This is a genomic window from Bradyrhizobium centrolobii (assembly GCF_001641635.1).
GTDB lineage: Bacteria > Pseudomonadota > Alphaproteobacteria > Rhizobiales > Xanthobacteraceae > Bradyrhizobium > Bradyrhizobium centrolobii.
In genome coordinates this window covers 13893-27500 of record NZ_LUUB01000076.1, presented here as the reverse complement: position 1 = coordinate 27500, position 13608 = coordinate 13893, and the positions used below count along the sequence as shown (strand labels likewise).

13 protein-coding genes and 1 pseudogene (1 of these 14 cut by a window edge) are annotated in these 13608 nt (G+C 65.0%); 2 read left to right on the top strand and 12 right to left on the bottom strand.

Features of this window, described 5'->3' with window-relative positions:
- From AYJ54_RS24475 to AYJ54_RS24450, 6 genes and pseudogenes are all read right to left on the bottom strand, one after another.
- On the bottom strand, nt 1–795 hold the 5' portion of the coding sequence (locus AYJ54_RS24475; RefSeq protein ID WP_063702867.1) for a TRAP transporter substrate-binding protein. Its footprint begins 294 nt before the window's first position; only the first 795 of its 1089 coding nucleotides appear in the window; its start codon is at nt 793–795; its stop codon lies beyond the left edge, outside the window.
- Between the two features lie 174 nt (nt 796–969).
- Entirely contained in the window at nt 970–2283 is a 1314-nt protein-coding gene (locus AYJ54_RS24470) for an NAD(P)H-dependent oxidoreductase (protein ID WP_063702865.1), read from the bottom strand.
- 150 nt (nt 2284–2433) lie between these two features.
- Nucleotides 2434–3234, bottom strand: coding sequence for a phytanoyl-CoA dioxygenase family protein (locus tag AYJ54_RS24465; protein ID WP_063702863.1), 801 nt, complete (start codon nt 3232–3234; stop codon nt 2434–2436).
- A 138-nt stretch (nt 3235–3372) separates the two neighbouring features.
- A complete protein-coding gene (locus AYJ54_RS24460; protein ID WP_063702861.1) occupies nt 3373–4050 on the bottom strand; it encodes a GntR family transcriptional regulator in 678 nt (225 codons plus the stop codon).
- A 265-nt stretch (nt 4051–4315) separates the two neighbouring features.
- Nucleotides 4316–5571 (bottom strand): annotated as a pseudogene (locus tag AYJ54_RS53755) (M20/M25/M40 family metallo-hydrolase).
- 90 nt (nt 5572–5661) lie between these two features.
- Nucleotides 5662–6519, bottom strand: coding sequence for a sigma-70 family RNA polymerase sigma factor (locus AYJ54_RS24450; protein WP_063702859.1), 858 nt, complete (start codon nt 6517–6519; stop codon nt 5662–5664).
- 121 nt (nt 6520–6640) lie between these two features.
- Between AYJ54_RS24450 and AYJ54_RS24445 the strand changes: the two genes are divergently transcribed.
- Complete coding sequence (locus AYJ54_RS24445; protein ID WP_082905844.1) at nt 6641–7099, top strand: carboxymuconolactone decarboxylase family protein; 459 nt, start codon at nt 6641–6643, stop codon at nt 7097–7099.
- Nucleotides 7100–7271: 172 nt separating this feature from the next.
- Here AYJ54_RS24445 and AYJ54_RS24440 read toward each other — a convergent pair whose 3' ends face one another.
- Nucleotides 7272–8084 carry an alpha/beta fold hydrolase gene (locus AYJ54_RS24440; RefSeq protein ID WP_063702856.1) on the bottom strand — a complete coding sequence of 271 codons (813 nt, stop codon included), beginning with the start codon at nt 8082–8084 and terminating at the stop codon, nt 7272–7274.
- A gap of 2 nt (nt 8085–8086) precedes the next feature.
- Complete coding sequence (locus AYJ54_RS24435) at nt 8087–8905, bottom strand: alpha/beta fold hydrolase (RefSeq protein WP_063702854.1); 819 nt, start codon at nt 8903–8905, stop codon at nt 8087–8089.
- 139 nt (nt 8906–9044) lie between these two features.
- Here AYJ54_RS24435 and AYJ54_RS24430 point away from each other — a divergent pair, with 139 nt between their 5' ends.
- Complete coding sequence (locus tag AYJ54_RS24430) at nt 9045–9587, top strand: methylated-DNA--[protein]-cysteine S-methyltransferase (protein ID WP_063702852.1); 543 nt, start codon at nt 9045–9047, stop codon at nt 9585–9587.
- A 164-nt stretch (nt 9588–9751) separates the two neighbouring features.
- Here AYJ54_RS24430 and AYJ54_RS24425 read toward each other — a convergent pair whose 3' ends face one another.
- From AYJ54_RS24425 to AYJ54_RS24410, 4 genes are all read right to left on the bottom strand, one after another.
- On the bottom strand, nt 9752–10621 hold the full coding sequence (locus AYJ54_RS24425) for an MBL fold metallo-hydrolase (RefSeq protein ID WP_063702850.1): 870 nt from the start codon (nt 10619–10621) through the stop codon (nt 9752–9754).
- A 15-nt stretch (nt 10622–10636) separates the two neighbouring features.
- Nucleotides 10637–11248 carry a glutathione S-transferase family protein gene (locus AYJ54_RS24420; RefSeq protein ID WP_063702876.1) on the bottom strand — a complete coding sequence of 204 codons (612 nt, stop codon included), beginning with the start codon at nt 11246–11248 and terminating at the stop codon, nt 10637–10639.
- 228 nt (nt 11249–11476) lie between these two features.
- Entirely contained in the window at nt 11477–12319 is an 843-nt protein-coding gene (locus tag AYJ54_RS24415) for a fumarylacetoacetate hydrolase family protein (protein ID WP_063702848.1), read from the bottom strand.
- 201 nt (nt 12320–12520) lie between these two features.
- Nucleotides 12521–13369 (bottom strand): MBL fold metallo-hydrolase, encoded by an 849-nt coding sequence (locus AYJ54_RS24410; RefSeq protein ID WP_063702874.1) that lies wholly within the window; start codon nt 13367–13369, stop codon nt 12521–12523.
- Nucleotides 13370–13608 lie beyond the last annotated feature (239 nt).

Below are 13608 nucleotides of genomic sequence, written 5' to 3'. Positions count from 1 at the left end.
CTCGATCGCAGCCTGATAGTGCTTCGGCAGCGCGTTCCACTTGTCGAGATTCATCACGTTGTGGCCCTGGCCGGTGCCTTCCCACCAGCCGGGATAGTAATAGTACTTCGCGACCTTCACGAAGCCGAGCTTCTCGTCGTCATAGGGACCGACCCATTCGGCGGCGTCGATGGTGCCCTTCTCAAGCGCTGGATAGATGTCGCCGCCTGCGATCTGCTGCGGCACGCCGCCGACCTTGGCGATGATCGTGCCGGCGAAGCCGCCGACGCGGAATTTCAGGCCCTGGAAATCCGCCATCGACTTGATCTCTTTTCGGAACCAGCCGCCCATCTGGGCGCCGGTCGAGCCGGTCGGAATGCCGATCGCGTTGTGCTCCTTGAGCAGATTGTTGAGCAGGTCCTGCCCGCCGCCCCACAACAGCCAGGAGATGTGTTGCCGCGTGTTGAGCCCAAACGGCAGCGAGGTGCCGAAGGTGAAAGCAGGGTTCTTGCCCCAGTAGTAGTAGAGCGCGGTATTGCCGATCTCGACCGTGCCGTTCGAGACCGCATCGAGGACCTGCAGGCCCGGGACGATCTCGCCCGCGGCGAAGGGCTGGATCTGGAAGCGATTGTCGGTGACCTCGGCGACGCGCTTGCAAAAATATTCGCAGCCGCCGTAGAGCGTATCAAGCGCCTTCGGCCAGCTCGCGGCGAGCCGCCATTTCACCTCCGGCATCGATTGCGCGACAGCCGGCGCAGCGACCGCACTCGCGGCAAGGCCCAATCCGCCTGCCGTCAAGAATTTACGACGTTCCATGCGTTTCCCCTCTCTGTGATGTCGAGTCCTCGACGAGGGATCGCGATCTTGGCGCCGCTTTGGACTTCGCCGGTGGCCGACGTTTCTTGGCGTCCGAAATTCAGTATTCCCGGATCGCGTTCAGGATGACGAAAGGGAATAGGCAAATCAAGCGCGCTTTGGTGGCGCTGTCATTCAATGCTGCGCTGCGAACGCCGCTTCCATGGCCTTGCGCACCTTCACCGTCTCGTTGTTGGCGTCGAACTCGACGTCGCTCCAGCGCACGATCGCGCCGTGCGCGACGTCATGTCTCAGCTTCAGGCGATGCGCGAGGCCGATCGGCAGCGCGCCGTCCCTGAGGCTTGCGGCCGCCGGCACCAGCTTGCCCCACACGGTGTAACCGCCTTCGCCATCCAGCATCTCGCCGGCGCGCAAAGGCCGCTTGGCGACCGCGGCGACGTCGCCGCGAAAACCAGAGGCCTGTCCGGTCGGCTCGTTCCGCAGCGCCGCCGACAGGATCGAGATGTTCAGCTCAAGCCCGATCAGATGATACGGCTTGTACATCGCGGCGAAGCGTCCGCTCGCGTCGGTCTTCAGGCCGTACTGCTTGAAGCAGTCGGCGGCGTAGTCGTTCGGCGCCTCCAGCACGACGTACACGCCCCAGCGCAGGTCGCGAAACACCGGCCGGCCGTCGCGCTCCAGCGATGACACGACCTCCACCATACCGGATCTCTCCAGTACGCCGCCTTTGTCGCGCGGACGCATGACGTGCGGCAGATCGTCGACGCCGCAAGGCGGAAACAGGAGCCCGTCCGTGGGCACGTCGAGCCCGCAGGCATTGGCGATGGCTGCCATCTCGATCGCCGATTTGGTGCCATCGAGAAAGGAGTTGAACATCTGCGGATTCATGCCGGCCGACTGCGCCTCGCCTGCGGTCAAGCCGTAATGCTGCCAGACATTGTCCGGCGTCACGTCATGATAGGCCGGCAGATATTTCGTACCCTTGCCGGCGGCGACGACGCGAAAGCCGGTGGCGCGCGCCCAGTCAACCATTTCGGCCGTCAGCGCCGGCTGGTCGCCATAGGCGAGCGAATAGACGACGCCCGCTTTGCGCGCTTCCTCCGCCAGGAGCGCACCGGCCAGCACGTCGGCCTCGACATTCACCATCACGATATGCTTGCCGGCCGCGATCGCGGCGCGCGCGTGTTTGATGCCGACGGCCGGATTACCGGTCGCTTCCACCACCACATCCATCGCGCCGCCGGCAATGGCGCGCGCGCCGTCATCGGTGAAGGTGGTCGCGGCGATGCGCGCTGCGTCCCAGCCGACGGTGCGGCAGGCTTCGCGCGCGCGGTCGCGATCGATATCGACGATGATGGGCACCTCTAAGCCCGGCACGTGCGGCACCTGTGCCAGGAACATCGAGCCGAATTTGCCGGCGCCGATCAGTGCCACGCGCACGGGCTTTCCGGCAGCGGCGCGAGCTTGGAGGAGGCGGAAGAGGTTCATGGGGGGAATGTCCGTAAGTACAACCGATTACCATTCGTCATTCCGGGGCGCGACGAAGTCGCGAGCCCGGAATCCATTCATCCGCGTCCTCCGCGGCGCGACGGATTCCGGGCTCGACGCTCACGCGTCGCCCCGGAATGACAGCGTAAGCTACTCCGCCGCCTGCCGCGGCGCACGGGCAAGGCGCAGCAGCGCGTCGTCGTCCACCGTCTTGATCGGCGTGAAATCGCGGTGCGCGATGTACTCCGGCCGCGTCGGCGTGCGGATGTAGTTCGAGACCGCGTTCAGAGTCAGGTACACGATCTTGCGGGGGTAGGGCGTGATGTTGCCGCTCGAGCCGTGCACGAGATTGCCGTGGAACATCAGCATGCCGCCGGGCTGGCCGGTCGGCGCCACGATGCCGCCCTGCTTCACCAGCCGCGTGACGGTCTCCTCATCGAGTGTCCACAGCGGGTAGGACGTGGTGGCAAGATCGTGCGAGGCCTCGAGATCGCCGGCGTTCTGGCTGCGCGGCACCAGCATCAGGGGACCGTTGATCGGCATCACCTCGTCGAGGAAGATCGCGATGTTCATCGCGCGCGGCTCCGGCATGCCGTCGTCGCGCTTCCAGGTGCCGTAGTCCTGGTGCCATTGCCAGACATCGCCGGTGAAGGCCGATTTCGCGTTGATCTTGAACTGGTGCATGTAGACCGGCTCGCCGAAGACCTGCTCGACCGGCTCGATCATGCGCGGATGCGCGCCGAGGACCCTGAACGCCTCGTTGTAGAGATGCGCGGCAAAGGCGGTGCGGGGCGCGCCGCTTTTCTCGCGCCAGACCTCGGGGCGGTCAGCGTCGTAGATGCCGATCGCCTCGCGCGCGAGGAAGTCGACCTCTTCCTGTCTGAACAGTTCGGGGAGAAACAGCCAGCCCTCGCGATGGAAGAACTCCAATTGCTCCTGGGTCAGTTTCATGGGTCGTCCTCCTGTTGATTATTGTTGTCATTCCGGGGCGATGCGAAGCATCGAACCCGGAATCCATTTATCCGCAGTCTCTGTGGCCCGATGGATTCCGGGCTCGACGCTTCGCGTCGCCCCGGAGTGACGGCATCGCTAAGCTGCCGCTTCTTCCGTCGCTTTCAATCTCTCCTCAGTCATCCGTCCTGCCGTCTGCGCATGCGCAAGCGCCGCGCCTTCGGCCTCCTTTGCCTCGCCGGCGAGAATGTGTCCGGCGATCGTCGCATGCTCGGCCCAGGCGCTGTCGCGATAGTCGAGCTCGGAGAGCACCGTCGCCATCGAGCGGCGCATGTGCGGCCATTGCGGCGCAATCGTCTCCTCGATCACGGGATTGCCGGCGAGGTGATAGATCGCGCCGTGAAACTCGACATCGAGCGCGATCAGCTCGTTCAATGGCGTCTTGCGATTGGTGGCGCGTCCGGCCCGCAGCGCGGCTGCGAGCCGCGCGCGCCCCGCCGCATCGCTTGCCGCGCGCTCGGCTGCAAGCCGGGCCGCGAGCGCGTCGATCGCGCCGCGCACCTCGTAGAGCTGGCGAATGCGCACGGGATCGAGCTGGGTCACTTCAAAGCCGCGCCGGCCGCTCTCGGCGACCAGTCCCTGCCGATGCAACAGGTGCAGCGCATGCGACACCGGCTGGCGCGAGACGCCGAGCTTGTCGGCAAGCTCGTTCTGCCGGATGCGCTGACCGGGCTGCAGGGTGCGGTCGGTGATCGCCTCCAGGATCCGTGCATAGACCTGGTCGATCAGGTTGGGGAGCGGGTCGAGAGGGATCACGCCGGCGGCTCCTATGGAATACGGAATTCCGTATTCGACGCTAGCGCCGGGCGAGGGGAGCGTCAAGCGGGCGACGACGTCCTCGTGTCGCTTGGTATCAAGCTATTGAAGATATGTGGCTTTTTCTTCCTCTCCTCGCCTGCGGGGAAAGGGGCAGGGTGAGGGGGAGCTTCCACGGGGGCGGTGAGAGTCGGACTTGCGGAGACCCTCCTCACCCGGCTACGCGATCGACCTCTCTCCGCAGGCGGGGAGAGGTGAGAAGAGGCTACTTCTTCTTGCCCTGCTCGATCAGCATGCGCGTCATCAGATAGAGCCGCGGCACGATCGAGTTGGTGTCGATGTACTCGTCGCGCGCATGGGCGCCGAAGCCGGCGAGGCCGAAGCTTTCGACGACGACGGCCTTGCCGCTGCGATTGGCGTAGCCGGCGTCCGTGGCGCCGCCCGTCATTCCGACGATGTCGAGCTTGCGGTCGATCTCGGCGTAGATCGCCTGTCCCTCTTCCGCCAGCGCACGGCCGCGCTCGCCGGCCCGGAACGCGGGGCGGCCGGGTACGATCTTCACGATCGTCTCCGTATCGGGCACCAGCTTGTTCTTGATCGTCTCGTCGAGCGCGGCCTGGAGCTTCTTGATGCCGTCGGGAATGGTGAGGCGGATGTCGCCACCGGCCACCGCCTTCTCAGGGATCTGGTTGCGCACGGTGCCGGCCTGCGACGTGGTCCAGTTCAACTGCGTGCCGGAAATCGATTTGGCGATGTCCCTGGTTTGCAGCAATTGATGCGAAAGCTCGATCAGCGCGTTGCGCCCACGATCCGGCGCGGCGCCGGCATGCGATGCGCGCCCTGTGACTTCCATCGTCGCGGTCGCCGTGCCGCTCGCCCCGAGCCGCGCGTCTCGTGCTCCGCGGCGGGCGGCGCGGCCGTTGGTTCGCATGACAGCACCACATCGTGCTGATCGGCGAGCGCTGAGATGATTTCGCCCGATCCGATCGAGCCGACCTCTTCGTCCGGATTGAAGGAGACCGTGAGCTTTGCGTAGTCGCGCCAGCCTGCATCCTTCAGGATTTTCAGCGCGTGCAGGACCACGGCGATGCCGCCCTTGTCATCGGCAATGCCAGGGCCATAGATGCGCGTGCCATCGACATGGTACGGCTCGGCCGCGAGGATGCCGCGCAGATAGACCGTATCCATATGCGCGATCAGCATCAGCTTGCGCGTGCCGGTGCCCTCGAACGTGGCGATCACCATGTCGGCACCGGCGCCCGCCGTGGTCTTGCGTCGTTCCGTGGTGGCGCCCAGCGTCTTCAGGCGTCCTTCCGTGAAGTCGGCCATCTTCTTCAGACCCTCGACATCGCTGCTGCCGCTCTCGATCATCACCATGTCGTGCAGCGTCTGGATCAGCGGAGCCTTTTCCTGCTCGGCCGCGGCCTTCAGCTTCTCGTCGGCGGCAGCGAGCGCCGTGGCGCTGCCACTGACGAGACCGAGCAGGAGCAAAGCGAGGAGGGGAATGAGGCGGGGTTTCATCAATTGTCCTTTCGCGTCTTGAAGCCGGCATCGCGCGCTTGCGCACGAACTTAGCATCGCCGCATCACCGGCACCAAGACGCGCCGCGCCTTACGGCTCCAACACCTCCACATCCAACGCCGCGATCCGCTCCGCATCGGCCACGGCCTCGATCCCGGCGATCCTGTCGCCCTTGAAGCTGACGCGCAGCGCGATGCGCAGGTGGCCGCCGAGAACGACGGCGACGCCCATTTCGCCATCGACCAGCGCGGGCCGTGCGGCCTGCGCGCGCCCCTTGAAGGTCTGGGCGACGGCTTCGGCACCGCGGATTTCGGGCAGGGAGCCCAGCCGCACCGCGGCCTGATCGGCGCGCACGACGACCTCGGGATCAAGCACGGCGAGTAGGCCTTCGAAATTGCCTTCGCGCGAAGCCGCGAGGAAGGCCTCGACGATCCTGCGCTGGCGGGAGAGATCCGTGTCGGGCACCGGCGCGCCCTGCACACGCCGCCGTGCGCGGCTGGCAAGCTGCCGCGAGGCATCGACGGAGCGGCCGACGATCGGCGCGATCTCCTCGAAGGGCACGGCGAACATGTCGTGCAGCACGAAGGCGAGCCGCTCCGCCGGCTGCAGCGTCTCCAAGACGATCAACAGTGCCGCGCCGACGGAATCGGCCATCTCCGCGTCGCGCTCGCGTGTGTCGTCGACCGGCTCCGGCATGTCCGGGCTCATCGGGTCCTCGCGGCGCGATTTCCGCGCCCGCAGCATATCGAGGCAAATGCGCGCGACCACCGTGGTCAGCCAGCCCCGCAAATTCGCGACATCCGACGTGTCACTCCGGCTCAGCCGCAACCAGGTTTCCTGCACGGCGTCATCGACCTCGCCGCGCGACCCCAGCATCCGGTAGGCGACGGCGCGCAAATGGTCCCGATTGGCCTCGAACTGCCGGCTGAGAAAATTTTCGTCGGTCATCAGTCACATTCCCTGGTCCTGGTCCGTCATGCCCATGACGAGACAAATCCGGCCGATGTGACCGGATCCGTCGAAATTCCTCTCGCCGGGGCTCCCGGCTCTGAAACGGAGACGCAAAATGATGCACGCACGTATGAATCATCCGGTCATGGTCCTGCCTGAAGCCATGAATGTCCTGCAGTCCCTGGGCGCCCTGACCAAGCAGGGCCTGCCGGAAAAGCTCCTGGAACTGGTGCACCTGCGCGCCAGTCAGATCAATGGCTGCAGCGTCTGTGTCGACATGCACCCCAAGATCGCCCGCAAGGCCGGCGAAACCGACGAGCGGCTGTTCGCGGTGTCGGCCTGGCGCGACGCGCCTTATTTCACCGACGCGGAGCGCGCCGCGCTGGCGCTCACCGAGGCGGTCACGCGTCTTGCCGATCGTGAAGATCCCGTGCCCGATGCGATCTGGAACGAAGCCGCCAAGCATTTCGACGAGCGCGAACTCGCAACCCTGATCCTCTCGATCGCGACGATCAATGTCTGGAACCGGCTGAACGCGACGATCAAGATGCCGGTCGGCGTGTGGAAGGTGGCGTGAGGCGGGCACCGGCAGTGACCTCCCTCGCCCCGCTTGCGGGGAGAGGGTGGGGTGAGGGGGAGCTTCCGCAGCGACGGTGAGAGCTGGACTCGGGGAAGCTCCCCCTCACCCGGATCGCATCTTCGATGCGATCCGGCCTCTCCCCGCAAACGGGGAGAGGCAAGGGACACAGCTACTCCGCCAGAAACGCGTTCACCGCTTCGCCATATTCCAGCGGCGCCTGCTCGAACATCCAGTGGCCGGCATTCGCGATCACGGCCGTCTTCGCACCGGCGATGTGCGCGGCGAGCACGCGCCAAATCACCGACAGGCTGCCGGTCGTTGCGCCGCCACCGATCAGAAGCGTCGGCGTCCTGATCGCCTGCGTGTCGGCCAGCGTGTAGGGTTTGCGCTGCTCGTTGATCTGGCCGAGAAAGGTGATGGCGTTGTCGCGCAGCTGCTGCTTCGCGGCCGCCGGCACGCGCCGCCACGAGCCGTCGCCCTCGATGCCTTCATAGAAGTTCTGCAGCGCGCCCTCGATGTCGCCGGCGCGGATCATCTCGACCGAGCGTGCCGTGCGCGCGGCAAGCGGCGGATGCGCGGGCGTGCCTGCCGGAACCGGCAGGCTTGCGTCGAGATCGCCGCCGGGCTCGGCCAGCACCAAGCGGCGCAACAGATCCGGCCGCGCCTGCGCGACACGAAACGCGATATGGCCGCCGCGCGAGTGTCCCATCAGGTCGACCGGCGCGGGCCTGACCTGCTCGATGAAGCCGATCACATCAGTTACGTGCTGCGCCATCTTGTAATCGTCGCCGACGGCGTCCCAGTGCTCAGGAAAGAAATGCCGCAGGCTGACCGATATCACGCGATGCGCCTTCGACAGCGGACCGAGCACCGAATACCAGGTGCGGAAATCGCCGAGCGTGCCGTGCACGCAGACCAGCGGCGGGCCCTCTCCGACTTCGAGATAGGCCATGTCGTAACCGTTGACGTGAAATGTCTGCATGATCAGCCTGCCAGAAAATCCAGCACCACTTCGGAATATTTTTGCGGTGCCTGCTCGAACATCGGATGCGTCGTGTTCGGTATGATCGCCGTCTTCGAATAGGGCACATGCGCGGCGAGCGCATGCAGCACCTCCGGCAGCAGCCCCTTGGTCCGGGCGCCCAGGATGAACAGCGTCGGCATCCGAATGGACTCTGCATCAGCCTTAGAGAACGGCGGGCGATTGTCGCGAACCTGGCCGATCAGCGTGAAGGCGTTGTCGCGCAAATTCTGCTTCACCATCGTCGGCAGCCGCGGCCAGGTGCCCGGTCCCTCCAGCGTGTCGACGAAGACGGCGAGGCCGCCATCGACATCGCCGCCCCTGATCTTCTCTGCTGAAGCGGTGAAGCGCGCCAGCAGCGGCGAGGGGCCGCCGGCATAGTCCGGATCGAGGCTGGCATCGAGCTCGCCGCCGGGCTCGGCCAGGATCAGGCGGCGCAACAGATCGGGCCGAAGCTGCGCCACGCGGAAGCAGATGTGCCCGCCGCGGGAATGACCCATCAGATCGACCGGGCCGAGATCGAGCTTCTCGATGAAGGCGATGACGTCGTCGACATGCTGCGCGATCGAATAGGTGTCGCCGACGCCGTCCCACCGCGCCGGGAAGAAGTGCCGCAGGCTGATGCAGATCAGCCTGTGTCGCTGTGTCAGCGGCCCGAGCACGCAGCCCCAGATGCGGAAGTCGGACAACGAGCCGTGCACGCAGACCAGCGGCGGCCCCGCCCTGTCTTCGCCCACATCGAGATAGGGCATGTCATATCCGTTGACGTGGAGGCTTTGCATCCTGGGCTCACGGTGTGGTGCGGAACTCCTGTGCAAGATTCCCGGAAACCGGGTGGATCGCAACTATTTCCAAGCCTAGATTTCAAGGGAAGATCACAAGCGGGGGCCTGCGACGAGGAAGCAAGCCAGGAACCAAGCCATGACCGACCAGCATTTTACCCTGTTCGAAACCAGAATCGGCCTGTGTGCCATCGCCTGGGGCCCGCGCGGCATCAACGGCGTGCAACTGCCGATGGGCGGCGAGGACAAGATCCGCACCCGCATCCATCAGCGCCATGCCGAGGCCAACGAAGCGGAGCCGACGGCCGAGGTGCAGCAGGCGATCGACCGCATCGTAAAACTGCTTGCGGGCGAGCCGGACGACCTGACCGACATTCCGCTCGATCTCGACGGTGTTCCCGACTTCAACCGCGGCGTCTACGAGATCGCCCGCACCATCCCGCCCGGCAAGACCATGACCTATGGCGACATTGCCAAGCGCCTCGGCGGCGTCGAGCTGTCACGCGATGTCGGCCAGGCGCTCGGCCGCAACCCGTGCCCGATCGTGGTGCCCTGCCATCGCGTGCTCGCAGCCGGCAACAAGCCCGGTGGCTTCTCCGCCAATGGCGGCGTGGTGACCAAGCTGAAAATGCTCGAGATCGAAGGCGCGCTCGTCAACCACACGCCGAGCCTGTTTGATTGAGGCGCTCTGTCTTCTCCCTCTCCCCGTTCTTACGGGGAGAGGGTTGGGGTGAGGGGCTGCGTCCGCAAATTCAGTGACAGACGGACTCGCGGAGACTCCCCCTCACCCGGATTGCTTCGCAATCCGACCTCTCCCCGCAAGCGGGGAGAGGTGAAAGAGACCGCTCACACCGCCGCGCAAACGAACGCATTCCCCTTGCGCCTGATCTTCCCCACCGACGGCGAGGGGAAATGCGCGGTGCAGCACAGCGTGTCGGTGTCGCAATAGCGCTCCAGGAAGCTGCGGCGCGTCTTTGCGGCTTGTGCCGGATCGACGTCGAACTTGATCGACAGCTCCGGATAAAGCGTCTGTAGCGGCGAATGCATGAGATCGCCGGAGAACACGGCATCGTCCTTGCCGCGGCCCATCGTGAACGCGACATGGCCGGGCGTGTGGCCCGGCGTCGCCAGGATGCGGACGTGATCGCCGATCTGATGGTCGTTGCCGGCGAGCTCGTGACGCTTGGCCTCGACCACCGGCAACACGCTGTCCGCGAAGGGCGGCACCTCGGCCTTCGCATTCTGCTCGGACCAGTAGTCGAACTCCTGCTTGGCGAAGACATAGCGCGCCTTGGGAAAGGTCGGCACCCAGCGGCCGTTCTCAAGCCGTGTGTTCCAGCCGACGTGATCGACATGCAGATGCGTGCACATCACGAAGTCGATGTCGTCGACCGAGACGCCGGCGGCGCCCAGCGCACGCAGATAAGTGTCGTCGGTCTTCATGTTCCATTTCGGTCGCTGCGGCCGCGGCTTGTCGTTGCCGATGCAGCTGTCGATCAGGATGGTGTGATGCGGCGTCTTCACCACATACGACTGGAAGCACAGGAGCAACACGTCCTGATCATCCAGCGCCCTGGCCTCGCGCATCCAGGTGCGGTTCTCGGCCAGCACCTCGGCCGTCAGCCCGGGCAGCATGTCCAGCGCCGGCACAAAGGAAGTCTCCTGCTCGATGACGCGATGGATGGTGAGATCGCCGACCGAGAATTTGAGGCTCATGAGAACTCCCGCGGTTTACGCCAAGGGCGGCACCGAGATCTTCACGGAGGGCCGCTCCAGCATCTTCTGGTGGAAGGCGTCGAGCTTCGGATAGGCCTTGCGCCAGCCGCAATCGGCGAAGCGGAAGTCTGCATAGCCGAGCACGCAAACGAGGCCGATCTGCGAGATGTCGAACGGGCCGTTCAACACCTCCGGCATGTTCTCGAAGCGCGCCATGCCGGTCCAGGCCCGGTTCCAATGGTCGTCCGACCAGGCCTGCCATTGCAGTCCTTGCGGCCGCACCATCTTCTCGTAGCGGCACAGCAGCATGGAATCGAGCATGCCGTTGATCAGCGAGTGATTGGTCTTGGCCTTCCAGCGCCGCGGCCCGTAGTCGGGGATCAGGCTGCCGCCGCCCATCTCGTTGAGATATTCGACGATGACGTAGGAATCGAGGATCACGTCGCCGTCGTTGGTGATCAGCACCGGCAGCTTCTTCAGCGGCGTGATGCGCGAATAGTCTTCGTTGGCCTGTCCGGGCGCGACGGTTGCGGGGGTGAATTCGATCTTGTCGATCAGCCCGAGCTCGATCGCGGCAATGCGCACCTTGCGGGCGAAAGGCGAGGCGGCGGAGAAGGAGAGTTTCATGCGGACGATTCCCTGCAAACAAGATTCTGCGGCGGTGCCTTCTCCTCCGTCATTCCGGGGCGATGCGAAGCATCGAACCCGGAATCTCGAGATTCCGGGTCTGGCCCTACGCGCCATCCCGGAATGACGGCATGAGAGAGTCTCGTGGATGCCCGGGACATCTTGAGCCAAGACGCGCTTCGCGCTTTTGCCCGGGCATGACGATACGTGATGCGCTGGTGCGCGGGGCTACGCCCCAACGATCTCCTGGCGCTGCTCGCCGAGGCCCTCGATGCCGAGCGTGACGACGTCGCCGACATTGAGGAAGGTCGGCGGCTTCATGCCCATGCCGACGCCGGGCGGCGTGCCCGTGGTGATGACGTCGCCGGGCAGCAGCGTCATGAACTGCGACACATAGGAGATGCACTTGGCCATGGAGAAGATCATGGTCGCGGTCGAGCCGGTCTGGCGGCGCTGACCGTTGACGTCGAGCCACATCGACAGGTTCTGCACGTCCTTGATCTCGTCCTTGGTGGCGAGCCAAGGCCCGAGCGGGCCGAACGTGTCGTGCGACTTGCCCTTGGTCCACTGCCCCAGGCGCTCGATCTGGAAGTTGCGCTCGGAGACGTCGTTGCAGACGCAGTAGCCCGCGACGTAGTTCAGCGCATCGGCTTCCGAGACATACTTGGCGCGGGTGCCGATGATCGCGGCGATCTCGACCTCCCAGTCGAGCTTGGTCGAGCCGCGGGGCTTTTCGACCGCGTCGTTCGGGCCGGAGAGCGCCGTGTTCGCCTTGAGGAAGAAGATCGGCTCGGCCGGGATCGGGTTGCCGGTCTCCTTGGCGTGATCGCTGTAGTTGAGCCCGATTGCCACGAATTTCGAGATGCCGGTGACGGGGGCGCCGAGCCGCGGCTTGCCGGAAATGGCGGGCAGCGAGGCGGGGTCGAGGGCGGCCAGCTTCTTGAGGGATTCCGGCGAATAGGCCTCGCCGGTCAGGTCCTTCAGATGGGCCGACAAGTCGCGCACCTGGCCGGATTTGTCGATCAGGCCGGGCTTTTCCGCACCCTTTTCGCCATAACGAACAAGCTTCATTCTCGTTTCTCCCTGAGATGGACCGATCGGTTAAATAGCTTCATGGAACAGGGCGGCGGGAAATTCAACCGCTCAAAGCGGGGCGCATTGCTGCCCTTCGTTCGTAGGGTGGGCAAAGGCGCGGAGCGCCGTGCCCACCATCTCTTCGAGTGATCTCGGTTTGGTGGGCACGCTTCGCTTTGCCCACCTTACGATTGTGCCTCACCCCAGCGCCACAAACTTGAACGCATCCCCCTCGCGCTTGATATGCCCGGCGGAAAAGTGCCCGCCTATCACCAGCGTCGGCGTATCGGCGAAGCGCGAGAACAATTCGCGCCTCGTTTCGGCCGACTGCTTCTGATCGGAATCCGCCGTTGATGACCAGTCGAGATGTGCCATCTGGCAGGGGTGGTGGGCGACGTCGCCGGTGAGCAGGCCCTGTCCGCCTTCGGACCGGATCAGGATGCTCATGTGCCCGGGGCTATGGCCCGGCGTCGGAATCATGCTGATCTCCTCGCAGAGCCGATGGTCGCTCGCGATCAGCTCGGCGCGGCCGGCATCGACGATGGGCTTCACGGAATCTGCGAACACGGCCTGCTTGTCCGGATCGGTCGAGTGGTCGCGCCAGTGCTCATATTCGGTCCTGCCGAACACGTAGCGTGCTTTCGGAAATGTCGGCACCCATTTGCCACCAGCGAGCTTCGTGTTCCAGCCGACATGGTCGACGTGAAGATGCGTGCACAGCACGGTGTCGATGCTAGCAGGCGCAAATCCTGCCGCCGTCATCGTCTCCAGGAACGGCGTGTTGCGGTTGTTCCAAGTCGGGACGTTGCGGCCCTGCTTGTCGTTGCCGAGGCCGGTGTCGACCACGATGCGCTGCGAGGGCGTCTCCACCACCAGCGAATGGATCGACATCTTCAGCCGGCCCTCGTCAGTGGCGAAGTGCGGGATTAGCCAGGGCAGCTTGCGGATTTCCTCGTTGCCCGCGAGCGGCAGGATGAAGCGGGTCGAGCCGACCGTCTCCAATTCCACGACCTTGGTGATCCTCACCCTGCCGATCTTCCACTGCATCCGGCGCATCCCCATGTTCGTTGTTGCGCCGGCATCCATCGTCATTCCGGGGCGCGCGTAGCGCGAGCCCGGAATCCATTCATCCGCGTCACCGGTGGCCAAATGGATTCCGGGTTCGCGAGCATTGGGCCGCGCTTCGCACGGACCCATTGGTCGCGCCCCGGAATGACGGTTGAGTGGGGCGCTTTGCGCCGAGATTGCGGGTTTCAGCCGTCGGACGCAATGGATCATCTGGTGCG

Bases quoted from the DNA above. Each gene is read 5' to 3' on its own strand.
- AYJ54_RS24415 (WP_063702848.1), bottom strand. From the start codon at position 12,319: ATGAAGCTTGTTCGTTATGGCGAAAAGGGTGCGGAAAAGCCCGGCCTG.
- AYJ54_RS24435 (WP_063702854.1), bottom strand. From the start codon at position 8,905: ATGCAAAGCCTCCACGTCAACGGATATGACATGCCCTATCTCGATGTG.
- AYJ54_RS24430 (WP_063702852.1), top strand. From the start codon at position 9,045: ATGACCGACCAGCATTTTACCCTGTTCGAAACCAGAATCGGCCTGTGT.
- AYJ54_RS24425 (WP_063702850.1), bottom strand. From the start codon at position 10,621: ATGAGCCTCAAATTCTCGGTCGGCGATCTCACCATCCATCGCGTCATC.
- AYJ54_RS24410 (WP_063702874.1), bottom strand. From the start codon at position 13,369: ATGCAGTGGAAGATCGGCAGGGTGAGGATCACCAAGGTCGTGGAATTG.
- AYJ54_RS24420 (WP_063702876.1), bottom strand. From the start codon at position 11,248: ATGAAACTCTCCTTCTCCGCCGCCTCGCCTTTCGCCCGCAAGGTGCGC.
- AYJ54_RS24470 (WP_063702865.1), bottom strand. From the start codon at position 2,283: ATGAACCTCTTCCGCCTCCTCCAAGCTCGCGCCGCTGCCGGAAAGCCC.
- AYJ54_RS24450 (WP_063702859.1), bottom strand. From the start codon at position 6,519: ATGACCGACGAAAATTTTCTCAGCCGGCAGTTCGAGGCCAATCGGGAC.
- AYJ54_RS24465 (WP_063702863.1), bottom strand. From the start codon at position 3,234: ATGAAACTGACCCAGGAGCAATTGGAGTTCTTCCATCGCGAGGGCTGG.
- AYJ54_RS24440 (WP_063702856.1), bottom strand. From the start codon at position 8,084: ATGCAGACATTTCACGTCAACGGTTACGACATGGCCTATCTCGAAGTC.
- AYJ54_RS24445 (WP_082905844.1), top strand. From the start codon at position 6,641: ATGCACGCACGTATGAATCATCCGGTCATGGTCCTGCCTGAAGCCATG.